This is a genomic window from Caballeronia sordidicola (assembly GCF_000729995.1).
In the GTDB taxonomy this organism is placed as follows: domain Bacteria; phylum Pseudomonadota; class Gammaproteobacteria; order Burkholderiales; family Burkholderiaceae; genus Caballeronia; species Caballeronia sordidicola_A.
The window spans coordinates 32,225-50,054 of record NZ_JNFG01000020.1 but is presented as its reverse complement, the minus strand read 5'-3'; the positions used below and the strand labels follow the sequence as shown (position 1 = coordinate 50,054).

Below are 17,830 nucleotides of genomic sequence, written 5' to 3'. Positions count from 1 at the left end.
ACCATGAGCACGCCGCACGTTGAACATCATCACGACAACAGCCATGCACTCGGCGAGAACGCCACGCTGCGCGAACCCATTTCCGCCGATGGCACCCCGGAAATCGGCAAGACCTACACAGTGCCGGCTCGCAACGGCCGCGCGGTGCGGGTGCAGTCGGGCCAGACAATCCGTATCACGAACACGCACGGTACCCAGGTCTGCGATACGTGGATCTTCAACGCCGCCCACCTCGACGAATTCCTGTCATTCGAACATGCCCGAGCATCGCTCGACAAGGTCATTCCCCAAGCCGGCGATCCGCTGATGACCAATCATCGCCGGCCGATTGCCGAGCTGGTCACGGACACCTCCCCGGGCGTGCATGACACACTGATGGCCGCATGCGATCTGTACCGTTACAAGAACCTGGGCGTCACCGGTTATCACGACAACTGCGCCGACAACATGCGGCTCGCGCTGAAAGCGATCGGCCTGCGCGCCCGCGAAGTGCCACAACCATTCAACCTGTGGATGAACATCCCGATCAAGCCGGACTATTCCATTGAATGGCTCGCGCCGGTATCGAAGGCGGGTGATTACGTGGAGATCAAGGCGTTGATGGATTGCGTCGTGGTCATGTCGGCTTGCCCGCAGGATATTATTCCGATCAACGCGCTGAATCCGCTGGAAGTCGAGTTCACGGTGCTCGCGTAGATCCCTTTACTTTTAGGAAGAGCCTTCCGGTGGCCACAAAAAAAACCGCAGCACGCAAATCAGTGAGCCCACGCCGGTCCGTAAGCTTGCCGCCCGAGGCCCAGCCCGATCCGGCCGCCACGCTCGGCGTGCGCCTGAAGCACGCGAGGATGGTCAAGCAGTTGACGCTGAAAGCGCTCGCAGCGGAGGCCGGTTGTTCGGAGAGCATGTTGTCCAAACTCGAGGGTGGCCACGCGCAGCCCTCGCTGGCGACGCTGCACAAGATCGCGCTGGCGTTGTCCACCAACGTGGGCGCGCTCGTCTCGGGACCGGACATCAATACGTCGCCCGTGCAGCGCGCGAACGAGCGTCCCACCACGGAATTTCCGTCAGCCGGCAAGCGCCTTTCGATCATGTTGGAGCGGGTGATTGTGCCCGCCGCCGGACAGTTGTTGCAAAGCGATATCCACGTGATTGAACCGCTTGCAAGCAGCGACGAGCAGATCAGTCACGCTGGCGAAGAACTCGGTTACGTGATCGAGGGCCAGTTTGAACTGACGCTTGGCGACGAGTGTTATCTGCTTCATGCCGGCGACACCTTTTATTTCCCCAGCACCGTTCCGCACAGTTACCGGAACCCCGGCAAGACTGTTACGCGCGTGCTGTGGACCAATACTCCGCCTACCTTCTGACGAGAACATCATGCCCGGCACCGATCGAAGCCAGATGGCGCTACCCCGTTTCAGCGGCATTCCTACCTTCATGCGGGTGCCGTACTGCACGGATATCAATGAACTCGATATTGTGCTGGCCGGCGTGCCGTTCGACGGTGGCGTCACTGCCCGTCCGGGTGCTCGGTTCGGCCCGCGCGAAATCCGCAACATGTCGAGCATGACTCGCGCGATCCATCATGTGACGCGTTTCAATCCCTTCGATGTGTGCCGCGTTGGCGATATAGGCGATGTCCCGTTCACCGACCTCTATCATCTCGAGCGTTCGCACGAGGACATCCGGCGCTTCTTCGAACCCATTTTCGCGGCCGGCAAAATTCCGCTAAGCGCGGGCGGCGACCATTCGATCACTTACCCGATCTTCCAGGCGATGGCGCCGAAGCAGCCCATCGGCATGGTGCACATCGATGCGCACACCGACACGTGGGATAGTTTCAAGGGATCAAAATTCACGCACGGCGCACCGTTTCGTCGCGCGGTGGAGGCGGGCTTGCTGGACCCGAAGCGAACCATCCAGATCGGTATCCGCGGCGCACAGAATTCCGACGAAGGCTGGCGCTATTCGCTCGAAAGCGGCATGCGTGTGGTGTTCATCGAAGAGTTTGAAGCGCGTGGAGTGGGCGCGATCATCGATGAAGCGCGCAAGGTCGTGGGCGATGGTCCAACCTATCTTTCACTCGATGTGGATGGCCTTGATCCGGTCTTCACGCCGGGTACGGGAACGCCTGAAATAGGCGGGCTGACGACGCGCGAAACGCTGGCGCTACTGCGCGGGCTTGATGGTTTGAACTGGGTCGGCGGTGACGTGGTGGAAGTATCGCCGCCTTATGATCCGAGCGGCAATACGGCGCTTGTCGCCGCCACGCTCATGTATGAAATCCTGTGCCTGCTAGCACGGCGCTTTGGGTAAAAGCCCAGCGATTGGCGGGAGGTTGTCCGCGGATAGCGCGGGGTGCACCTTGGGCAGGTTCAGTCACTGGTGGCGAAGCGTGTGGGTATCCGTGTTCGGAGAAAGAGGGGTTCACACATCCGTGGCTCTGGCGAGCACCGTGCTTTTGGGCTAGGCGGAAACGTAAGCGGTACTGGAAGCGGCGGCGCGGGCACCGGAGGCAATCCGAACCTTATTCAATCATGGGAGACTTGAACCGCGAACTCTATGACGCAATCAACTTGCTTCGTATCGCATTGGGATTGGATGCAACGGGTCGGTATCGCGCCACCAGCCGCGCGGATCGTCGGAACCATCAGGGATTACGTCATCGGCTCGCGCTTGTCGGTCGGTAAAGAGGCTGTTAAGCATCGCGGTTTGAGAGGTCGTTTTCGATCTGCAGCGGGGGCCGATCAAATGCCAATCGCCGCGCGAATTGGGGATATCCCAAAGCGTTGCGGTGTCGGTCACGGTTGGTCTCTGGCGCGTCGATGCCATCCGCGCGTTGCTGCAAAGTCCCTGACGCAAGCCCCCGTGAGAGTCACCGTCCGCGCGTCCGTCCGTTTATTGAGATGGACGCGCGGAAAAGTGCGTTAGCGTCCGGGGTGTTGTAACTACAAAATAACTGAGATGACAGCCGAATTGATGCGGTATGGCCGCTATCGCTTCCTACTTTATAAAAAGTGGGACTACGCGCGAAACATGAGAACGAAAGAGCAGCAGGAGGCGCTGGATGCCGGAAAAGCGCTGTTCAAGGCCGCTAATATCGAGCATTGGGCGAGCCAGCCCGATCTAGTCGAGCGCGTGCAAAAGTTTCTTATCGATTCGTTCCCAGCTTACCGGCCTAGTCGATACGGTGAAAGCCCGAAGAACATTATCGACGCGCTTTGCCGGGAACTGCGCAGCGGGGACGTGGTGATTGTGCGAGCGGAACCCGCCTACATCGCTCATGACGGTTTCGTTCCGACGCGCGAATTCGATTATGACGCGTATGAACGTGACATTGCTGAACGCGCCAGCAGTTACGCGGCCCGGTCGAAAGCATACCGAGATGACCTGAAGGCGTATAACCAGGAAATCGACGAGCGTATCGCACGGGAATCTCGGGCACTACAGAAACCGTTCCGACACGTGGAAACAATGGCGGAAGCGCAAGCGCGTAACATTGCTGCGCGCGCCGCCAGTGAAAAGATAAGCGCGCTTGCGGCGTCGGTTGTATCCGTAGTTTCCGCTGTTGCGGCGGCGCTGCCATCGTCCGGTGACGATGACGCTTTCGATCTTGGCGATGTGACCGAGATTGGCGGGCGAAGCACGTCGCTAGGTGACGCCGCGCCGTTTAAGCTTGGCGATATGCCGAGCTTTGGCGAGAGTTTTGACATTGCGAAAACGCCAAATTACGGCGATCCGGGTACGTGGTACACGAACCCCGGTAGCGGACAAATGCGGCTATACGGCGATACTGGTGCGCCCGTCGTGGACTTCGACTTCGATCATGACCACGGCCAAGGAATTCCACACGCGCACAACTATGGACCGGTTAGCGAAGACGGGAAATTCAACCGAGAAGGCGGGCGGAGCTTTTCGCTTTTGCCTTGGTAGCGCGAACGCGATGGAGCAAAAAATGAAACAGGCAAAAAACTTTCACGACGCCGAATTTATCGGACTGCACTTCGCGCGAGACACGCAAACGCTAATGCTGAGTTTCCAGCTTGCGAGCGGCGATCTTGCCGTCGTAAGGTGTGAAGGGGTAACCCATTTTCGACTTGGCGAAATGGGATTACAAAACGTCCTTTCCCGGTTGTTGATTTCGTCCGAGCGGGAATTTCCACCGGATGATATCCGTAAAAATATTAATTGGGCGTGCAGTCGGGATGGCTACGAGCACGCCATGACCGACGCAAGGGCTGCATACTTTCTAAGCGGAATACAGCATCGACGATTTAGTATTCTTGTTTTGGAGCCGTCAATAGGCGCGGAGTTGGTCGTGGTCTGCGAGTCAGTCACCCACGTCGAGTAAAGAGGCTTCGCGTAGTCGCGCCGTTGCACGTCGCTTGCGGCGTGGCCGGGCGTATGCCGCATTGCTAACGCTATCGTCGTTAGCGCGTTGCCTCTCAAACCGCCGTTCCCATTCTTCATCGCTGCGGCGCGTAATCAACACCTTGCGCGGCCCGGCGCCAAATTCGACCAGGACTTCGCAGCTCGATTGCAGCGCGTAGTAGTGCGTGTGGCACTGACTCAGACCGGTAAAGCCAAGGCCACTCACTCCAACACTGCCCACAACCGCGAGCTCCCTAACTTGGTAAATCCTGCCCCTTAGTTTCCGGCGCAAACGGAATCACCGCCAACCCAATCACGAACGCAACAGCAGTCAGCGCAATAGGCACACCAAGCGTCTTCATATGCAGCACCATCGCGCCGATCCCGAAGTTGACGATGGCACCAAAGAAGCGTCCTATCGATGTGCAGAATGCAAATGCCGTTGCTCGAACGCGGGTCTCGAACTGCTCCGGCAGCCACAGGCTGAACAGCGCAAAATTGCCGCCAAAGAACCCGAGCACGACCAGCAGTGCGATGAACGGCACAAGCCCATTCTCCAGATAGAACGCCCATCCGAACGCCAGCGCAATCGATACAGCCATGCCCACGAAATAAACCGCGAGCGTAAGCTTACGGCCGATACGCTCGGCCATTGGCGGCAACGCAAGACACCCGATGATCGTGCCGATCGACAACAACCCGGTAGCAATCGATGCGGTCCTGGACGCGTCCGCCTTCGTCATGCCCGCCTTCGTCGCAAGCTGAATGACCGCCGACGGTTCATAGACCGCGCCCGCCCACAGTCCAATAATCGCAACCGTCAGCAACACGGTCGCAACGATGGTGCGCTGCCGGTACTGCGGTGAAAAGATCAATCGCAGCGAACTCGCCTTCTTGACCACGGTCGCTTCGACCTTCTGCCACTTGTCGGTTTCCTTCACGCGCAGCAACACGACAATGGAGACGATCACCGGCACGATCCCGACGAGGAACATCGCGCGCCAGCCGAAGGTCGCGCCAATCGTATAGTTAAGTGCAGCGGCCATGAAGAAGCCCGCGTAATAACCCGTCTGCAGATAACCCGCGCCCATCTTGCGACGATCTTCCGGCCACGCTTCCGCTACATAGGTCCCGGCCAGCGCCCACTCCCCGCCGATCCCCACGCCCGCAAGAAAGCGATAGATGCCCAACTCCCACACCGTATGTGAAGTTGCGGCGAGTCCGGTAAAGATCGCGAACGTGAAGATGGTCGCGGCTAGTATCTTGGTGCGCCCGAAGCGGTCAGCGAGCGGACCCCAAATGAACGACAGTCCCCAACCCACAAGGAACAGCGCAAACAGGATCGACCCTGCCAGACCGACATTCGCGGGCGTGGCCGCATAGCCGGACTTCGGCAGCAACTCGGTCAGCGCGGGCGCCAGCACCAATGCATAGATGAACGAGTCCATGCCATCGAGCGTCCAGCCGGCCCAGGCACCCCAGAAGCCTACTATCTGGGTTCGGTTAAGGGGCGTACGGGTGCGCCGGGCGGCGCCTATCGAAGGTTCCAGCGTGCTTGGCATGACTGTCTTCCTGGTAGGTGTAAACCTGTATGAGCCGGATATGAACGACGCGCTGTGTTCTGAGATCCGGGCATCTGTCATTAAGCACCGGGTCTGCGTTACAAACCCCAAATGTGCATTTTCATATATAATATTTGAAAACGAGGTGTTGACCACTCCGCACTTGTACCTAGCTTCGGTAGGAAAAAGCATGAAAAGTGAACTGAATCCCCTGTTTCGCGAGGCGCACTTCGAGCCGCGCCAAAGCACGTCGCGCTATATAGCGGACGCGTTGCGATCGGCGATCGTCGAAGGCACGCTGTTGCCAGGCGAGCCGCTGCGCCAGGACGCTATCGCCAAACAGTTCTCCGTCAGCGCAATTCCTGTGCGCGAGGCGCTTAGGCAACTGGACACCGAGGGCTGGGTCACCATCGAACAGAATCGGGGTGCGTCGGTGAGCCTGCAATCGCCCGATGAAGCACGCGAGATCTATGAGATCCGTGCTTCGCTGGAAAGCCTGGCGATCGGCATCGCGATCGAGCGTCATACAGATGCAACGCTGGCCGAGGCGCGCGAATTGTTGGAGGCCGCGGCCAACGAACAGGACCAAGCGCTCTATGTAGTACGCAATGAACAGTTCCATATGAGCCTGTATGCGCCTGCTGAGCGCCCTCACCTGATGGAGCTGATCGGCACGATGCATCGGCGGGGCGAGCGATATCTTCGGCTGAAGTTCGGCATGCCTACCTTCAAGGGACAGTCCGACGCCGAGCACGAAGCCATTCTCGACGCATTGCATGCCCGCGATACCGAAGCCGCGCAAACGCTGGTCGCGCGCCATCTGCTCGCGACCGGCGAACTGGTTTATGGTTTTCTCCACGACGCACAAATGCAGGCTCAAGCCTCGCAGCCAAAGAAGCGCCGCCGTCCCTCCACTTCGCGATCAGACTAAGCGCTGATTTCGTTTCGCTGATTTTGCTCACCACCGAGGTCACCGCATGAATCCTCCCGCACAAGCCGGCACCCCCCCAGCACCGCGCCAGTGGAACACCCGTGCGCTGGAAAAGGCACGGCGCCTGAAGGGTATCGAAGGCTGGCTCGACAACGGCGTGCTCAAGGCAGAACGCATAGTCGACGCCCTCGAAGCACTGATCAAATCCGGCGATCGTGTCGCGCTGGAAGGCAATAACCAGAAACAAGCTGACTTCCTCTCGCGCGCGTTCGCGAAGCTCGATCCGTCGCGCGTGCATGATGTTCATCTGCTGATTTCCAGCATCAGCCGGCCCGAGCACCTGACGCTGTTCGAACGCGGCATCGCGCGCAAGGTGGACTTCGCGTTCGCAGGGCCGCAGAGTTTGCGCGTGGCGCAGTTGCTCGAGGACGGGCAACTCGAGATCGGTGCCATCTATACGTATATAGAACTGTATGCGCGCATGTTCATTGACCTGACGGCGCAAGTCGCGCTCGTCTGCGCAGTGCAGGCAGATCGTCACGGCAATTTGTACACGGGTGCGAACACCGAGGACACGCCGACCATCGTGGAGGCGACCGCGTTCCGTCATGGCATCGTGGTGGCGCAGGTGAACGAGATCGTCGACGAACTGCCGCGCGTCGATATCCCCGGCTCGTGGGTCGATGTCGTCGTGCAGGCCGACCGGCCGTTTGCCGTCGAACCGCTGTTCACGCGCGATCCGCGACATATCGGCGAGTTGCAGATCCTCATGGCAATGATGACCATCCGCGGTATCTACGAGCGTTATGGCGTGACAGCGCTGAACCACGGTATTGGCTTCGACACCGCCGCGATCGAATTGCTGCTGCCGACTTATGGCGCAGCGCATGGGCTGAAGGGCAAGATCTGCACGCACTGGGCGCTCAATCCGCATCCCACGCTGATCCCCGCCATCGAGAGTGGGTGGGTGGAAAGCGTGCATTGCTTCGGCAGCGAAGTGGGCATGGAGGATTACATCGAAGCACGCTCGGATGTGTTTTTCACGGGCCGTGACGGCAGCCTTCGATCAAACCGCGTGTTGTGCCAGCTTGCGGGTCAATACGGCGTGGACCTCTTTATCGGCTCGACGCTGCAGATGGACGCCGACGCGAATTCATCGACCGTTACGCTCGGCCGTCTTGCCGGATTCGGCGGTGCGCCGAACATGGGGCACGATCCTCGCGGGCGTCGTCATTCGAGCGCGGCATGGTTGAAGTTGATGAAAAACGATGGACCGAACAGCGCAATCGGACGCGGGCACAAGCTGGTCGTGCAAACCGCCGAGACCTTCAAGAAGGGCGGTGAGCCGACTATTGTCGATGCCCTCGATGCCATCGCCGTCGGCAAGCAAAGCAACATGCCGATAGCCCCGGTCATGATCTACGGCGACGACGTGAGTCATGTCGTGACGGAAGAAGGGATCGCGTATCTGCACGCCGCCGAGGGTGTGGAAGAGCGCCGTGCAGCGTTGCGCGCCGTCGCAGGGGTTACACCCATCGGCATGCGCGCCGACCCCGTCAAGACGGCGGAATTGCGGCGGCGTGGCATTGTTGCGTACCCGGAAGATCTCGGCATCAGGCGCGGTGAAGCAAAACGCTCGTTGCTGGCGGCACGGAGTATCGACGATCTGGTCGCGTGGTCGGGCGGGCTGTATCAGCCGCCGGCGCAATTCCGCAGCTGGTGAACGCGATGGCCTGCACTCAACCCGTGGTAATCGATGTTGCCTGCGACCCGTCGGCCCTCGCGGATCTTGCCATCGCTGCGTTGATCGATGAGGCGTGCCTCACGCCGAAACCCGCGCTGGTGGACCGGCGTGGCAGCGGTGCGCATCATGATCTCGACCTCGACACCATGCTGCGTTCAGCGCATTCGTTGCGGCCGACGTTTCTCGCGCTGGCTCGCGCAGCCGTCAATCAAGCTCCTTCGCAACGGTTGCGTGAACAACTTGCGCGTATCGGCCGCGAAGGTGAAGTAGCAATGCTGCGCGCAACGAATGGCAGCAATGCTCATCGAGGGGCGATCTGGATTGTTGGCTTGTTATGCGCCGCGGCTGCAATGTGTTCTTTGCGTGAACCCCTGGAACTCTGTGAGCAAGCCGCCGCCATCGCCCGCTTTGAGGATCGTTTCGCCCCGGCGCCCAAAGCGATGAGCAACGGTGCGCGTGTTGTCCAGCGCTTCGGCGTGGCCGGCGCACGCGGTCAGGCAGCGGAAGGTTTCCCCCACGTGCTCGAGGCCGGCTTGCCCGCGTTGCATCGCTCGCGTGCGAGCGGCGCAACGGAAGATGAAGCGCGGCTGGACGCACTGCTGGCGATCATCGCGACACTCGACGATACCTGCCTGCTGCATCGCGGCGGCCAGGTCGCACTCGAGGCCGCGCAAACCGGCGCGCGCGAAGTGCTGCGGGCTGGCGGCACAGCACAACCGCGAGGCCGCGCTGCGCTCTCCCGCCTCGACCAGCGTCTGACCGAATTGAACGCATCTCCCGGAGGCGCGGCGGACTTGCTGGCCGCCACCCTCTTCCTCGATACCCTGCCGCACGTCGGCTGACGCGGAGAAAAGACCATGGAAAACTTGCGCTACGAATACCCCGCCACCCGCCCTGTGCCGCAACGCGCGCATGTGGGCGTGGTCGGCTCGGGCGACCTGGAAATTCTGCTGTCGCCGTCTGAGAGTCAACACGCGGAGGTTGTTATCCGCACGAGCGTGGACGGTTACGAACACGTTTGGAAAAGCGTGCTGGACCGTTTCTTCTCGCGCTACGATGGCGCCGCGAAACTCGAACTCAACGACTTCGGTGCAACACCCGGCGTCGTCATGTTGCGCCTCGCTGAAGCGGTGGAAGCGAGTGAAGGAGACGCATCATGAGCGGTCACGAAACCTTCATCGCGCAGCGTAGTTTTATCGAACTGACCGCGCGCGAACGTGCCCGCGCGTTACTCGATGCCGGCACCTTCCGCGAGTTGATCGGACCGTTCGACCGGCTCGAATCGCCGTGGCTCGCCATGCAGGATGTGGTTTGCCAGGCCGATGACGGCGCGGTCATTGCACGCGGTACGCTTGGCGGCGAAGCGGCGGTCATCGCGGCAATCGAGCCAGCATTTCAGGGCGGCAGCATCGGCGAAGTGTCGGGAGCGAAGATTGCCGCGGCGCTTGAAATGGCCGTGCGCGAGTTCGAAGCAGGCCGCAAGATTCGGCCGGTGATTCTGTTCGAAACCGGTGGCGTCAGGCTGCAGGAAGCGAATCTCGGTCTCGCGGTGATCGCGGAGATTCAGGCAGGGATCGTCGCTTTGCGCCGCCACGTCCCGGTGGTTGGTGTGATCGGCGGCATGGTCGGCTGCTTCGGCGGGATGTCGCTGGCGGCGGCGTTGTGCAGCCGGCTGATCATGACGCGGCAAGCGCGGCTCGGGATGAACGGGCCCGAAGTCATCGAACAGGAAGCGGGCGTGGAAGAACTCGATTCGCGCGATAAACGCCTCATCTGGTCGATGATCGGGGGCGAGCAACGCGCAGCCGTGGGCCTGGTCGACACCCTCGTGGAAGACGACACCGCTCAGGTTCGCGACGCCGTGCTCAGCGCGTTCCAACGCGGCGTGCCGGCGAGCCATCGGACCGAACAGGTCGATGCACAACTTGAACGGCTTGCACGCGTGGACCCGTCGGCAATCGATCCCGTTGTGTTACGGACGCTTTGGCAAGGAGAAGTTTGATGAGCGCATCACGTGGGCAAATCTGGTTCGACGCGTTGACGTCGAACGAACGCTCGGCTTCGATTAATGAAGGCCCGATCCGCAGCGCCGATGCGCCGCTTGGCGACACGAGCGCGCGTTTCATCGCGATCGTGCCGGATCCGGATAATCGCTTTCCGCGCGCGACCGATAACGTGGTCGGCCTCGAACAGGGCTGGTTGGTCGCACGCGCCGTGCGGAACGCGATGGATGCGGACCGCGATGCATCGGTCAAACGCCCGATCGTGGCTATTGTCGATGTGAAGAGCCAGGCGTACGGCCGTCGAGAAGAACTGCTTGGCGTTCATCTCGCGTGCGCGGCCGGCGTCGATGCGTATGCAAGCGCGCGGCTCGCCGGTCATCCTGTGATCGCGCTGATTGTCGGCCCGGCGATGTCCGGTGCTTTTCTCGCGCATGGATATCAGGCGAACCGGATTATCGCGCTCGACGCGGACGGCATCGCCGTGCACGCGATGGGCAAGGAAGCCGCCGCACGGGTCACCCGCCGCAGTGTTGAAGGACTCGATGAACTCGGCGATCGCGTGTTGCCCATGTCGTACAAGATGAGTGCTTACGCGAAGCTTGGGCTGCTGCATGAGCTGATCGGCGGCATCAATGCGGATACGCCCGGGCACGAGGATATCGACCGCGTGCAGTCTTCGTTGATCGCGGCTATTGACGATGCACGCAAAGGTCCGCGCGATCTCTCGTCGCGGTTGCAGTCAGCGGATGCCAAGCGGATTCGCGCGGCATCGATAGAAGTCCGCAAGCGCATGGCGGAGCAATGGGACGCGTCGTGAGTCCACACGACCTGCTGCAACTCTCGCCGGGTACGCCTGATTTTTCCGATGCGCCGTCGTGGGTTGCAGCATCGCTGAAACGGGCACCGTTCGTGGTGGTTCGACGGGCGGTGTCGGTGAACGGGTTGATTGCGGTCGGCATTCGTGGCTCGACACGTAGCGAACGCTTTGGCTCTTGGCTTGATCCGCGTTACGTGGAGCAGGTACTTGAACCCGAAACGCTGCTTGCGAAGTTAAAGCCCTCAATGACGCGTGCAAAGTTGCCCGCGTTTGCGTTGCTGCAAGCGGTTACCCCGGTCTGCGATTTGAGCGGCTACGTTTGGGGGCCTACGGGCAGCGCCGGCTTTGAACTCGCAAGCGGTTGTCCAACAGTCACGCAAACAAGCGACCTCGATCTGTTGATGCGTGCCCCCGATCCTCTCGACCGCGCGACAGCTAAAAGCTTCTTTGATGCCCTCTCCCAAACCGCGCTAGACCATGGCACGCGCATCGATATGCAAATGCAGACGCGTGAAGGCGCGTTCTCGCTGGCAGAATTCGCGCATCCCGGCGCACGCGTAATGATGCGTTGCGCCGATGGACCGAAGCTCGTCGTCGACCCGTGGCAGACGAGTCAAGCAGCATGATCGCTTTCCTCTTCCCCGGTCAGGGCTCACAATTCGCGGGCTTTTTGCACACGCTTGGTGGCGCGACACCGGATGCGCGTTTTGCTGAAACCATCGAAGAAGCATGCGATGTGCTGCATGTCGACGTGCTCTCGCTCGATCAGGCCGATGCATTAGAGTCAACTGTCGCCGTGCAACTCAGCTTGCTCGTTGCGAGCGTCGCGACTGTGCGTGCGTTGCAGGACGAAGGCATCGCACCGGAGGCGGTGGCGGGTTTATCTGTCGGCGCGTATGGCGCTGCGGTTGCATGCAAGGCCGTATCTTTTAGCGATGCCTTGCAGCTCCTTCACCTACGCGCTCAATTGATGGAGCGTGCTTATCCGCACGGCTACGGGATGTTGGCGGTATCCGGCTTAAGCGAGCGTGAACTGGACGCTGTGATCGCGAATGCCCATACGCAGGCCGCTTACATTGCGAATTTGAATGCGCCGCGACAGATCGTGGTGGCAGGCGCCGACGCGGATCTCGACCTCGTTCGAGAACGCGCGCTGCAAGCCGGCGCGCGCAAGGCGGAGCGGCTTGCCGTGAGTGTGCCGTCCCACTGCGTACTACTCGACGATGCCGCTCGCGAGCTCACCGAAGCCGCGAGCAAGATCACGTTCCATGCGCCGACGGTTCCGTATATCAGCAATCGCGGCGCACGGCCTTTGCGCCAGGCTGACGCTATCCGTACCGACCTCGCGACAAACCTGCGATATCCCGTTCGCTGGCATGACTCGACTATCGTGCTGGGTGAACTCGGCGCGCAGGTGTTTGTTGAAATGCCGCCGGGGCGCACGCTGACGCAACTCGCGGAAGACGCGCTGCCCGACATAGCCAAAGTCGCGATAGAGCAGACATCGATCCCATCGGCCGCCGCGCTGATCCGGGCGCGCGCCGCCGGATAGCCTTCCATTTGCACTTTATCGCTCCCCCCCACACGTTTCATCAACCCGCTATTGCAAAGCGTTTTCCCCGATCACTATTCGCGGGTTCGCTTGTTATAATCATTTCATCTAGCGAACAAAATCTAACAACCACATCCACGACGCGCAGCTTGCGTCCACTGTCCTCAGCGAATGACCAAAAGCGATCGTTTGCGTGTTCTTGCCGATGCTTTGCGCGAGCAAAGTGTGATGCGTCTTCGCGATGCGGCTACGTTGCTCGATGTATCGGAGATGACGGTTCGCCGCGACATAGCATCGAGTCCGGGGACGTTTACCTATCTTGGCGGTTATATCGTTCGCGCCTCGGATGTCCCGAACGGCGCGGGTTATACGATCGATGAAGAGAAGGATCATTTTGCGCCGGCCAAGGCGGAGGCATCGGCGGTGGCTGCAAGGCTGCTTGCTGACAACGAGACCATTTTCATCGATTGCGGGACGACGCTGACCACGTTGGCGCGGCTCATTCCGGCTGAAATGCATTTGACGGTGGTGTGTTATTCGCTGAATGTGGCTGAGATTTTGCGGCGCAAGGCCAACGTGCGGATGATTCTATTGGGCGGCGTTTATGCGCCTTCGTCGGATTCGTTTTCCAGCGATGAAAGTATCGAGACGTTGCGGCGGATGGGGATCAACAAGGCATTTATTTCAGCCGGCGGGGTAGATGAAGCGCGTGGCGTAACGTGCTGGAATTTTCACGAGGTCGCGATCAAGCAGGCTGCCATGGAGAGTGCGGTTGAAAGGCATCTGGTAGTCGATGCCAGCAAGTTGGGGAAGGTCAAGGCGGTGCGATTTTCTCAGCTCGATCAGTTTGATTCGCTAATTACCGAGAAGGGGATGGAAGTCAGGAAGTGACTAACACCATGAATATTATGAGCATCGACAACTATCGCGCGGCCGTCACTTATGACCCCGATGCCGATATGCTGCGCGGCGAATTTCTCGGTTTGAACGGTGGCGCGGACTTCTACGCCAGCGACATTCCCGCGCTCAAGGCCGAGGGCGCCAAGTCCCTGGCTGCGTTTCTCGAGGCCTGCAAGGAGAACGGCATCGACCCTGAGCTACACGCGGCAAATTTGCCGCACACTTCAACCGGCGACCGCGCGTAACTGAAATCAGCCACCCCTACGCCGCCCGTCTCCCCAACGCGAACAACGTCCCCGCCACCAGAATAAACGCCCCGATAATCACCTTCTGCCAAGTACTGGGCACACCGATCAGGATCAAGACGCTGTTAATCAGCGTCACCAGCACCACGCCGAGCAACGTCCCCATCACCGTCCCTGTCCCACCGGTAATCCTCGCTCCCCCAAGAATCACCGCCGCAATCACATCCAGCTCAGTCCCGACCAGATCGAACGGATTCGCCAGCCGGTTCGTCGATACATGCAAGATCCCGGCAATCCCCGCCAGCATCCCCGTGTACCCAAACACAAACAGGTGAATAGCCCGCAGGTTATAACCAAGCCGCTCGGCGATCGGCAAACTGCCGCCCATCGCATACACGCCCCGCCCCATCATCGTGCGATTGAGCAGCCACCACGTCACCCCGGCAGCAAGAAACAGCGCAATCACCGAGACCGGCAACACTGCCCGAAGCCCGTCCTTCGTGTGATAGAAAAACAGCGGCAACTGCCCGAAGCTATCCATGCTGTGCGGGATATTCATGAAAAACTGCGTTCCCACGAACGTCAGCAACAACCCTCGATACAGATACTGCGTGCCAATCGTCACAATCAACGAAGGCGCCTTCAGCCGATGCACCAGCACGCCGTTGATGAGCCCAAGCAACACGCCACCCACTGCGCCGCAAACCAGAATCACAAAAAACGGCGCATCGGGCCACCAGGCGAACACCGCCTTCGTGATCGAATACATCGTAAACGCAGCAATGGCAGTGAACGACACATCGATACCGCCCGATGCCAGCACAACCAGCGTGCCCATTGCAAACAACGACACCGTCGTCCCTGAATGCAGCAAATCGAAGAGCGTCGCGAACTGGAAGAAGCGTGGATTCAACGTGCCCACCACCAGACACGTCACGAGAATCAAACCTGCTGTGAACCATTCAGGATTGCGCATCAAGCGCGCGGTAAAACTCAGTTGCCGCACCTGCGGCACAACCTCGGCCAAAGCCGGACCGGCAGCGGTTGCGCCTTGCGATGTCTGAGCAACGCGATGAAGTGACTCGCTCATGCTGCCTCTGAAAGTAAAGCGTGATAAAGATCGGCTTCAGTCAATTGCCCCGCACGATATTCGTTCGAGACGCGCCCCTTCTTCATCATCAGGATTCGGTCGCAGTTCTGCAGCAACTCGGGCAAGTCATCGCTGATCAGAATGATCCCGATCCCCTGCTCCGCCAGCCGCTGCATGATGCGGTAAATGATGTCCTTCGATCCCACATCCACGCCCACGGTCGGGCCATGCAGGATCAACACGCGTGGATCGATAGCCAGCCATCGGCCGATCAACACGCGTTGCTGGTTGCCACCCGAAAGCGATTGCACCGGCTTGTCGATGTCAGGTGTCGCGATCTGCAACTCCTTCACCGTGCGCTCGGCAAGCTCGCGTGTGCGCTTGCGGTCAACCTGTCCAAAGCGATCGCGCAAGCTCGAGATCATCGCGGTGATGACGTTGTCGCGAATGGATTTATCGAGGAAAAGCCCTTCATTCAAGCGGTCTTCGGGCACGTAGCCTATGCGCTGCCACTTCGCATCAGACGGCGTTTTAAGCCGCACGATAGAACCGTCCAGCGTGACCGTGCCGCTATCCGCAGGTGCCACGCCTGCCAATGCCCGCGCCAATTCGTTGCGCCCCGAGTCGAGCAATCCCGTCACGCCAAGAATCTCTCCGCGATGCAGCGAGAACGTGACATCGGCGAACTGACGCGACCGCGACAACGCCTTCACATCCAGCACAACTTGCTGCCCATCCATCACTTCGGCCTGCCGATATCGCTCGTTCGATAACTGCTTGCCCGTCATCAATTCGCCAATCTGCGCCTTCGTGTAATTCTCGATCGGGCCTTGCGCCATCTTCTGACCATCGCGCAGCACGATCACTTCACCGCCAATCGCGTAGCACTCATCCAGCTTGTGACTCACGAACAGCACGGCGACGCCATCGGCCCGCAGTTTCGCCAGCACCGCGATCAGGTTGTCGACTTCCTTTTGCGTAAGCGATGTAGTCGGCTCATCCATGATGACGAACTTCGCCTCGCTCGCGATCACACGCGCGATAGCCACGAGTTGCCGCGTCGCCAGCGGCAATTGCTCGACCAGCGTGGCCTGGAAATCCGCATCGCCGGGCAAGCCCACCGCTTCCAAAGCGCGCGCCGCCGTTTTAGCCAGCGCGCGGCGATCGAAGGTCCGCGCAAGCCGCCCCGCGTGTTCAGCCAACTCCGACGTCAACCCCACGTTCTCTGCAACACTCATGTTGGGCAGCAGCGAAAGGTCCTGATACACCGTTTCGATACCCGCCGACAACGCCTCCAGCGGCGCAAGCCGCGCATGCCTGACGCCTTCAATCACTAGCTCGCCCTGATCGGGCGGCTGCGCACCGGAGATGATCTTGATCAGCGTGCTCTTGCCGCAACCGTTCTCGCCGAGCAAGTGATAAATCTGCCCGCGCTGGAACGAAAGGCTCACGCCACGCAGCGCATACACGCCGGTAAAGCGCTTGTGGATATCGACGACTTCGAGAAGCGGCGCTGTACTCATCATTGAACCTTCTACCCTTTCAACTTCCTGAAGACAGCGCGCACGGCTGCCGTGCGCGCTTCACTGCTTTCGTGAAGACAATCAGAACGGATACTGCTTGTAGTTGGTCTTGTCGACGTCCACCCAGCCGGTGCCGCGCACGATGATGCCCTTGCCCGGACCCTTCTCCACCGTGACCTTGTTATAACCAACCAGACCCAGGTCCGCGCCGTTCTCGACCGTCTTGCCATCGATCAGCATTTTTGCGACCTTGTTCATCGCGATACCGGCGAGCTTCGGATCCCAGAACGCAATGCCGTTGATCGCGCCGCTCTCAAGGAACTTGCCGGCTTCCGTCGGCAGGCCCGTGCCGTACACGCAGATCTTGCCAATCTTGCCGGCCTCTTCCACCGCACGCCCAATGCCGATCACGTCAAGCGACGACGACCCTTGAAAGCCCGTCAGGTCCGGATGCTTGCGCAGCACTTCCTTCGCAACCTGATAAGCACGTTCGCCGTCGTTGTTGGTTTCAAGCTTCGGCTCGACCAGATCCATCTTCGGGTACTTCTGCTTCGCATTGCCGATACCGCCATCCGCCCACTGCACCTGCGAACGGCTGCCGAGCGAGCCCACCAGCACGGCCCATTTGCCCTGGTCGCCCATGCATTTCGCAAGGCGTTCATTCAGGCCTGCGCCGTACGCGGTGTTATCGAAGGCTTCGATGTCGACCATCGTGTTCTTCTCGTTGTCCGCTTCATGCGTAACAACCTTGATGCCGCGATCCATCGCTTTCTTCAGCGCCGGTTCGAGGGTCGGCGGATCGTAGGGAACGACCGCGATCGCCGTGACTTTCTTCGCGATCAAGTCTTCGATGATCTTCAGTTGTTGCGCAGCGTCCGCGCGTCCCGGTCCTGTTTGATACGCGTTCACGCCGGGGTTGTCCTTGGCGAATTCCTTCACGCCGTCGTCCATCCGGTTGAACCAGTTGATACCCGTGACCTTGACCACCGTCACGATGGTTTCGTCAGTCGCGGCCTGCGCGACAGCAATGGCTCCGGCTGCAAGTGTGACAGCGGTAAGCGCGATGGCGATTCGATTGAGTTTCATGCGTTG

20 protein-coding genes are annotated in these 17,830 nt (G+C 60.0%); 15 read left to right on the top strand and 5 right to left on the bottom strand.

Translation table 11 applies throughout. The features are described 5' to 3' along the window. Positions 1-3 precede the first annotated feature (3 nt). The 3 genes from FH08_RS0119495 (at position 4) to speB (ending at position 2,316) form a co-directional block, all read left to right on the top strand. Positions 4-696: a DUF1989 domain-containing protein gene (locus tag FH08_RS0119495; protein WP_031359948.1), complete on the top strand. Its 693-nt coding sequence runs from the start codon at positions 4-6 to the stop codon at positions 694-696. A 128-nt stretch (positions 697-824) separates the two neighbouring features. Next, positions 825-1,367, top strand: a complete 543-nt coding sequence (locus tag FH08_RS0119490) for a cupin domain-containing protein (RefSeq protein WP_081889525.1) — start codon at positions 825-827, stop codon at positions 1,365-1,367. Positions 1,368-1,377: 10 nt separating this feature from the next. Next, positions 1,378-2,316 carry an agmatinase gene (speB, locus tag FH08_RS0119485; protein ID WP_031359946.1) on the top strand — a complete coding sequence of 313 codons (939 nt, stop codon included), beginning with the start codon at positions 1,378-1,380 and terminating at the stop codon, positions 2,314-2,316. 255 nt (positions 2,317-2,571) lie between these two features. Here the strand turns inward: speB and FH08_RS53440 are convergent, their stop codons facing one another. Continuing rightward, complete coding sequence (locus tag FH08_RS53440; protein ID WP_235210433.1) at positions 2,572-2,706, bottom strand: phage GP46 family protein; 135 nt, start codon at positions 2,704-2,706, stop codon at positions 2,572-2,574. Positions 2,707-3,036: 330 nt separating this feature from the next. Here FH08_RS53440 and FH08_RS53435 point away from each other — a divergent pair, with 330 nt between their 5' ends. After that, positions 3,037-3,933, top strand: coding sequence for a hypothetical protein (locus FH08_RS53435; RefSeq protein ID WP_235210415.1), 897 nt, complete (start codon positions 3,037-3,039; stop codon positions 3,931-3,933). A 22-nt stretch (positions 3,934-3,955) separates the two neighbouring features. Beyond that, complete coding sequence (locus tag FH08_RS0119470) at positions 3,956-4,351, top strand: hypothetical protein (protein WP_031359944.1); 396 nt, start codon at positions 3,956-3,958, stop codon at positions 4,349-4,351. A 274-nt stretch (positions 4,352-4,625) separates the two neighbouring features. On the opposite strand, the gene FH08_RS0119465 is transcribed toward FH08_RS0119470, so the two are convergent. Next, on the bottom strand, positions 4,626-5,933 hold the full coding sequence (locus FH08_RS0119465; protein ID WP_031359943.1) for an MFS transporter: 1,308 nt from the start codon (positions 5,931-5,933) through the stop codon (positions 4,626-4,628). 190 nt (positions 5,934-6,123) lie between these two features. On the opposite strand from FH08_RS0119465, the gene FH08_RS0119460 reads away from it, so the two are divergent. The 10 genes from FH08_RS0119460 (at position 6,124) to FH08_RS48510 (ending at position 14,125) form a co-directional block, all read left to right on the top strand. After that, positions 6,124-6,864, top strand: a complete 741-nt coding sequence (locus tag FH08_RS0119460) for a GntR family transcriptional regulator (RefSeq protein WP_031359942.1) — start codon at positions 6,124-6,126, stop codon at positions 6,862-6,864. Between the two features lie 46 nt (positions 6,865-6,910). After that, positions 6,911-8,587, top strand: coding sequence for a malonate decarboxylase subunit alpha (gene mdcA / locus FH08_RS0119455; protein ID WP_031359941.1), 1,677 nt, complete (start codon positions 6,911-6,913; stop codon positions 8,585-8,587). 5 nt (positions 8,588-8,592) lie between these two features. Next, a complete protein-coding gene (locus FH08_RS0119450) occupies positions 8,593-9,450 on the top strand; it encodes a triphosphoribosyl-dephospho-CoA synthase (RefSeq protein WP_051888409.1) in 858 nt (285 codons plus the stop codon). Between the two features lie 15 nt (positions 9,451-9,465). After that, positions 9,466-9,768, top strand: coding sequence for a malonate decarboxylase subunit delta (locus FH08_RS0119445; protein ID WP_031359939.1), 303 nt, complete (start codon positions 9,466-9,468; stop codon positions 9,766-9,768). Beyond that, positions 9,765-10,610, top strand: coding sequence for a biotin-independent malonate decarboxylase subunit beta (locus FH08_RS0119440; protein ID WP_031359938.1), 846 nt, complete (start codon positions 9,765-9,767; stop codon positions 10,608-10,610). The genes FH08_RS0119445 and FH08_RS0119440 overlap by 4 nt, the downstream gene beginning before the upstream one ends. Further along, positions 10,610-11,428, top strand: a complete 819-nt coding sequence (mdcE, locus tag FH08_RS0119435; RefSeq protein WP_031359937.1) for a biotin-independent malonate decarboxylase subunit gamma — start codon at positions 10,610-10,612, stop codon at positions 11,426-11,428. The genes FH08_RS0119440 and mdcE overlap by 1 nt, the downstream gene beginning before the upstream one ends. Then, the gene (locus tag FH08_RS0119430; RefSeq protein ID WP_235210414.1) at positions 11,425-12,054 is read left to right on the top strand and encodes a malonate decarboxylase holo-ACP synthase; all 630 of its coding nucleotides are present in this window, start codon (positions 11,425-11,427) and stop codon (positions 12,052-12,054) included. The genes mdcE and FH08_RS0119430 overlap by 4 nt, the downstream gene beginning before the upstream one ends. Next, a complete protein-coding gene (gene mdcH / locus FH08_RS0119425; RefSeq protein ID WP_031359935.1) occupies positions 12,051-12,980 on the top strand; it encodes a malonate decarboxylase subunit epsilon in 930 nt (309 codons plus the stop codon). The genes FH08_RS0119430 and mdcH overlap by 4 nt, the downstream gene beginning before the upstream one ends. Positions 12,981-13,151: 171 nt before the next feature. Next, complete coding sequence (locus FH08_RS0119420; RefSeq protein ID WP_031359934.1) at positions 13,152-13,871, top strand: DeoR/GlpR family DNA-binding transcription regulator; 720 nt, start codon at positions 13,152-13,154, stop codon at positions 13,869-13,871. A gap of 17 nt (positions 13,872-13,888) precedes the next feature. Beyond that, on the top strand, positions 13,889-14,125 hold the full coding sequence (locus FH08_RS48510; protein WP_200878765.1) for a type II toxin-antitoxin system HicB family antitoxin: 237 nt from the start codon (positions 13,889-13,891) through the stop codon (positions 14,123-14,125). A gap of 16 nt (positions 14,126-14,141) precedes the next feature. On the opposite strand, the gene FH08_RS0119410 is transcribed toward FH08_RS48510, so the two are convergent. From FH08_RS0119410 to FH08_RS0119400, 3 genes are all read right to left on the bottom strand, one after another. Next, positions 14,142-15,215, bottom strand: a complete 1,074-nt coding sequence (locus FH08_RS0119410; protein ID WP_031359933.1) for an ABC transporter permease — start codon at positions 15,213-15,215, stop codon at positions 14,142-14,144. Further along, positions 15,212-16,741: a sugar ABC transporter ATP-binding protein gene (locus FH08_RS0119405; RefSeq protein WP_031359932.1), complete on the bottom strand. Its 1,530-nt coding sequence runs from the start codon at positions 16,739-16,741 to the stop codon at positions 15,212-15,214. The genes FH08_RS0119410 and FH08_RS0119405 overlap by 4 nt, the downstream gene beginning before the upstream one ends. 78 nt (positions 16,742-16,819) lie before the next feature. Then, positions 16,820-17,824, bottom strand: a complete 1,005-nt coding sequence (locus tag FH08_RS0119400; RefSeq protein WP_031359931.1) for an autoinducer 2 ABC transporter substrate-binding protein — start codon at positions 17,822-17,824, stop codon at positions 16,820-16,822. Between the last annotated feature and the right edge of the window lie 6 nt (positions 17,825-17,830).